Origin of the sequence: Streptomyces sp. RPT161 (assembly GCF_027533845.1) — a bacterium.
GTDB classification, from domain to species: domain Bacteria; phylum Actinomycetota; class Actinomycetes; order Streptomycetales; family Streptomycetaceae; genus Streptantibioticus_A; species Streptantibioticus_A silvisoli_A.
The window spans coordinates 1-5,252 of the sequence record NZ_JAPZVN010000051.1; the positions used below are offsets into that span (position 1 = coordinate 1).

A 5,252-nucleotide genomic window follows, 5' to 3' on the forward strand; every position below is an offset into this window, starting at 1 on the left:
CAGGGTGCCTGTGGCCTGGTCACCCACCTGGGCGGCGACGAGCAGTGACCTACCGGGCGGCGCCGCATCGTCCAACTGGGCGTCGTCCACCGCGAGTTGCGAGCGCCACCCTGATCGTACGAGCAGGTCCAGGTGGGCGGGCGCGGGCAGGATGGTGCGCCAGGGCTCGCTGCGGCCGGCGCGGCGCCGGGCGTTGGCGGCGGCCGCCAGTGCCTCTGAGTCCTCGCCCTCGGGGTGTACGGCGAGGCTGGCGGCGAGCACGCTGCCGCCGGCCGCGCGGGAGCGCAGGCGGCCCAGGAGTCGCAGGATGGTGGGCTGGTCCAGATAGACGAGCAGCCCTTCGCAGATGAACAGTGAGGCCCGCTCCGCGTCGTGCCCGTGCGCCTCCAGCACGGCGGCCACGTCGTCCTGGCGGAAGTCGGCGGGTGCCAGGACCGGGCCCGCGGCCCCGGCGAGCAGCTCCGCCAGCCGCCGGGCCTTGTCCGTCTGGGTGGCGGGGTGGTCGAGTTCGAAGAACCGCACGCCTGGGGAGCGGAACCGCAACGCCCGGTCGTCGTAGCCCGCGCCCAGGACGACGACCTGACGGATGCCGGAGGCGACGGCCGCCAGCACCTGCTCGTCGAAGAAGCGGGTGCGGGCGGCCAGATGGGACCGCAGCCGGTCGATACGGACGGCCCGCATCCCGGCGCACAGCCGCCGCTGCGCCTGCGGGTCCCCCTGCTCGCTGCACGGCCGGTCCAGTTCGGCCCTGGTCACGGCCACGGCCTGGCTGGTCCGTGACGGCCCCGACCACTTCACTCTGCTAGTCATAAGCATGAGCGTACTATTCCCCCGAACAGATGGCGCAGAATCCGCCTCGTTCCATACGCACTGACGTAGGAACCACGGCCACATCAGCAGCGGTCAGCGTCCGCGCCGTGCTCCGCCCACACGTATGTGTCCGGGAGCAGTTCGGCGATGGAGACGGCGCGCGGGGCGGTGGTGGGACCGACGATGACGGTGAGGGCGGGGAAGTAGTCGAAGAGGACCTGGCGGCAGCGACCGCAGGGCGGGATGATGCCCCGGTCCTGGTCGGCCACCGCGACCATGGTCGAGAGGTCGTAGTCGCCCTGGGACGCGGCCGTACCGATGAGCACGAGTTCGGCGCACGGGCCACCGGTGAAGTGGTAGGCGTTCACGGCGGTGACGATGCGGCCGCCGTGGGTGCGGGCCGCCGCCGCGACGGAGTGGTTGTCGCCGCGGCAGTAGCGCTGGGCGGTTCGGGTCGCGGCGGTCACGAGTTCATGGTCAATGCGGCGCGTCATCGTCCTTGCCCATTTCGAACCAGACGGATTTTCCGCGCCCGGACGGGGAGTTCCCCCAGGACGCGGCCAGGGACTCCACGATGATCAACCCGCGGCCGTGTTCCGACTCGGATTCCCCCGCGCCGGAGGCGATGATCGGCGCGGGCAGCGGCGGCCGGGGGTCGGAGTCACGCACCTCCACGCGTATCCGGTCGGCGTACTCGCGCAGCCTGATGTCCACCTCGCTGTCGGCGTGCACCAGCGCGTTGGTCACCAGTTCCGTGGCGGCCAGTTCCACCTCGTAGGAGATCCGCTGCCAACCCCACTGCCGCAGCTGTCGGTTGAGGAACGCCCGCACGTCCCTGACGGCCGCAAGGTCGTGACGTGCCACCCGGAAGCTGCTGACCCGCTGGTGTGTGCCGGGCAGCGCTCCGGTGAACCGGGCCAGCAGCAGCGCGGCGTCGTCCTCGCGCTGGTCGCCCTCACCGGTGATGGCGACCAGCCGGGTGGCCAGATGCTCCAGGTGCTGGTCATGGGCGGACGCCAGCAGATCGCGCAGCGCCTTGGTGCCGTCTGAGACGTCCACGGTGTGCGAGTGCACCAGGCCGACCGTGTACAGGGCGACGATGGTGCCGTCCGGAAGCGGAACCTCCACGGATTGGTACACGGTGTCGGGAGCCACCCCGAGCGGAATCCCCACCGGCACCTGGGGGATCGCCACATCGCCGCCGGGGTGGCGCAGCAGTGGCGCCGGATGGCCCGCGCTGGCCAGCTCGGCCGTGCCGGTCGCCAGGTCGAGCCATACGCAGCAGCAGGTGGCGAACAGATCCGTACCGAGCTCCGTCAGCAGCCGGTTGGTGCGTCCCAGCAGGTCCGAGGGCCGATGGCCCTCGGTCGCATACGCTCGCACCGCGCTGCGGATCTGGCCCATGTTGGCCGCGGCGGTCGTGCTGTGCCCCTCGACGTCGCCGATCACGAGGCCCAGGTTCCCGTCGGGCAGGGTGACGATGTCGTACCAGTCGCCGCCCACCGCGGTTCCGGCGGTCGCCGTCACATAGCGGGCCGCGGTGTCCAGTTCGCCCCGGTGCGGAAGGGTGTGCGGCAGCAATCCCTGCTGCAGGCCGCGGGCCAGCGCGTGCTCCCGCTCGAACTGGCGGGCGCGCTCCAGGGACTGGGCGAGTAGTCCGGCCATCGTCACCAGGACCGCGCGTTCCTCCGCCGGGAACCGCCGGGGGTGGTCGAAGTACAACATGAACGTTCCGGCGAGCTGTCCCGCGCTGACCAACGGCAGTACGCAGCAGGCCCCGGCGTCCTCCGGTAGCGCGAACTCCGCCGCGTCCAGGGCGCTTTCGGACTCCAGGAACGCCGGTTCACCCACGGTCGGAAACCGCGGCACCGGCGGCCCGTCCTCCCGGGACGAACCGGCCGGCCCGGCGCGTACCGCCTGCGGCGCGCTTCCGCTGTACCCCAGCAGGTACTGCCGGCCGTCGTGCGGTACGGAGACCGCCATGCCCTGGGCGCCCAACGGCGCCACGATCCGGGACACCACCACGTCCAGCACGTCCCTGATCCGCACGGCCTCGGTCAGTGAGGACGCCAGCCGGAAGACCTGGTACAGCGGGGAGAAGCTGACCGCCTCCCCGGCCCCCTGATCGGGTTCCACCAGCAGGAGCAGCGGCATCGCGGTGCAGTCCTCCGTAGACCCCTCGCCCGAACCGGCCAGTTGGCGGGCCAGTTCGTCCGCGACCCGTGTGCACAGCTCCCGTTCTTCCGGGCGCAGCGTCCGCGGCGGCACCAGGATGAGGGTGAGCACTCCCAGCGCGTTTCCCGGCACTCGCACCGGGGTGGAGGCCGCGGTATAAGCGAAGGGCATTGTCACATCGAGTCGGGACGGAATTCCGATGCTTTCCGGAAAAGTTCGCACGCATTGTTCTCCGGTACGGTGCGCGGTGGCCGCGGTGTACGACTGGTTCTCCACGCCCACACGTTCCGCGGTGGTGAATATCGACAGCGGACGGCCCGCCACGACCGCCGCGACCAGGTTCTGCCCGTCATCAACGGCCACGTAGCCGATGGCGGTGGGGACCCGCAGTTCCCGTACCAGTCGCTCCAGTGCCTCGGCGAACAGCGCGTTCCGCGCGCCGAGCTGTGTCGAAGCGGCGGACGGTCCAGGGTCGTGACCGCCCGCCGGTGATCGACCGTGCTCGCTGCTCGCCATCGCCGACGCCTCGACTCCCGCGGAGGGAAAGGTCTCCGCATGGGCAGACATACGGGTTGATTTTATCCCGGACCGGCCGGACGGCGCAGCGGCGCGGGCACGTCACCAGGTAATTCCGGGCCGAGCCCGGCCGAGCGGAATCACGGCTTTTACACGGCGGACGGAATTCACGCGGCATTCCGGTCGGCCGGAAAAGGCCCACCGGTAAGGCCTCCCGTCCCCGTCACAACCACATGTTGTCGTTCATGGACCCGAGGCCGACGCCGGAAAGCCGGTGGTGCAGTGCGATGGCCTGGTCCTCGGTGAGCGAGGCGACATGGTCGGCCGCGGCGCGCAGCGGGTCACCGTGGAGTCGCAGTTCCTCCGCCCGCTCGGGCGGCAGCAGTTCGGGCGCGTCATGGCTCCACCGCAGCAACTCGCTGACGATGCGCCGCTTTCCGTGCTGCTGCGTGGCCAGCGCCGGGCGGTCGATCACGTAGCACCAGACGAGTTCCTTGAGCAAGTCGCAGGCCGCGCGCCGCTCTTGGGGGATGACCAGGCGCGCACCGTAGCGGATGGCGGCCGCGCCGCCGACTTCGAGGTGGATGTCCCGGGTGAAGTAGGCGATCAGGTCGGCGGTGCGCCGGTTCACCGCGACGGCGTCCTCATGACTGCCGCTGTAGGGCGCGGGAACCTGGAGCCGCTTGCCGATGTCGGCCATCAGCTGCCGCGCCTCGGCGCGGTCGAACGGCTGCCCGGCGCCGGCCCGTTTGGCCGCCACGTAGTCCAGGAAGCGCCTGGTCTCACGTTCGGTGTCACCGCCGGCGGCACCGTCCGGTGGGAACAGGGCGGCCAGCGGGATCAGGCCGGTGCGGTAGAAGTCCTCCACGTCGTGGCAGGCGTAGGTGACGTCGTCGGCCCAGTCCATCACCTGCTCCTCGACCGGTACCTCGGTTCCGGTGCGGCCCGCCCGCACCCAGGCGAAGGCCTCCCGGTCGGCCGCGTACACGCCCCACTTGGCGTGCCGTGCCGGGTCCTCGGCCGACGGGGCACGCTCCCACGGGTACTTGGTGGACGCGTCGAGGCAGGCCCGGGTGAGGTGCAGCCCGCGGTGGCCCGGGTACTTGTGCGCGGCCAGGAAGGTCAGTACCCGCAGGGTCTGGGCGTTGCCCTCGAAGCTGTCTAGCGCGCGGTCCGCCTCCCGCAGTTCGTCCATGGTGGCGCGCAGCGCCGTCTCGCCCGCGTGCCCGAAGGGCGGATGGCCGATGTCGTGGGCCATACAGGCGGCTTCCACCAGCGCCGGGTTGGGGCCGCCGTAGCGACGTTCCAGGCGTTCGGCCATCCGTCGACCGAGCTGTGCCACCTTCATCGAGTGCGTCAACCGCGTGTGGTAGGCGCCGAGTTCACCGCTGGCCACCACCTGGCTCTTGCCCGCCAGCGCCCGCCACTGGGTGGAGTACAGGATCCGGTCGACGTCATGCTCGAACCCGGAGCGCTGCCCCTCATCGGACACCCTGCGGCGCAGTGCGTGCTGTTCCAGGTCCTCGTCGCTGTATTTGGCCGGTCGCATGCGGCGATGGTACGCGGCGTGAGCTGGCCGGACAGGTAGGGCGACCGTCCCCCGGCGGACCGGCCCCTGGTGTGACGTACCTCTCCCCGCAAAGGTGGACCAATCGGTCAGTTTTCGAACTTTACCCCCATTGACCTGCGACTACACGCTTCCAGTGATCGCTAATTGCCCGATTTGACCCACTGAGGGGGGTCTTGCCCCA

Annotated in this window: 4 protein-coding genes; all 4 read right to left on the reverse strand. The window is 70.7% G+C overall.

All coding sequences use genetic code 11. The features are described 5' to 3' along the window. Positions 1 to 810: SAM-dependent methyltransferase (locus tag O5O46_RS34750; RefSeq protein ID WP_269859680.1), on the reverse strand; the 810-nt coding region annotated here is incomplete at its 3' end. A gap of 83 nt (positions 811 to 893) precedes the next feature. Next, positions 894 to 1,304, reverse strand: coding sequence for a cytidine deaminase family protein (locus O5O46_RS34755; RefSeq protein ID WP_269859681.1), 411 nt, complete (start codon positions 1,302 to 1,304; stop codon positions 894 to 896). After that, positions 1,288 to 3,552: an ATP-binding SpoIIE family protein phosphatase gene (locus O5O46_RS34760; RefSeq protein ID WP_269859682.1), complete on the reverse strand. Its 2,265-nt coding sequence runs from the start codon at positions 3,550 to 3,552 to the stop codon at positions 1,288 to 1,290. Before O5O46_RS34760 ends, O5O46_RS34755 begins: the two co-directional genes overlap by 17 nt. A 172-nt stretch (positions 3,553 to 3,724) precedes the next feature. Next, positions 3,725 to 5,050, reverse strand: coding sequence for a dGTP triphosphohydrolase (dgt, locus tag O5O46_RS34765; RefSeq protein WP_269859683.1), 1,326 nt, complete (start codon positions 5,048 to 5,050; stop codon positions 3,725 to 3,727). Between the last annotated feature and the right edge of the window lie 202 nt (positions 5,051 to 5,252).

Bases quoted from the DNA above. Each gene is read 5' to 3' on its own strand.
- dgt (WP_269859683.1), bottom strand. From the start codon at position 5,050: ATGCGACCGGCCAAATACAGCGACGAGGACCTGGAACAGCACGCACTG.
- O5O46_RS34755 (WP_269859681.1), bottom strand. From the start codon at position 1,304: ATGACGCGCCGCATTGACCATGAACTCGTGACCGCCGCGACCCGAACC.
- O5O46_RS34760 (WP_269859682.1), bottom strand. From the start codon at position 3,552: ATGTCTGCCCATGCGGAGACCTTTCCCTCCGCGGGAGTCGAGGCGTCG.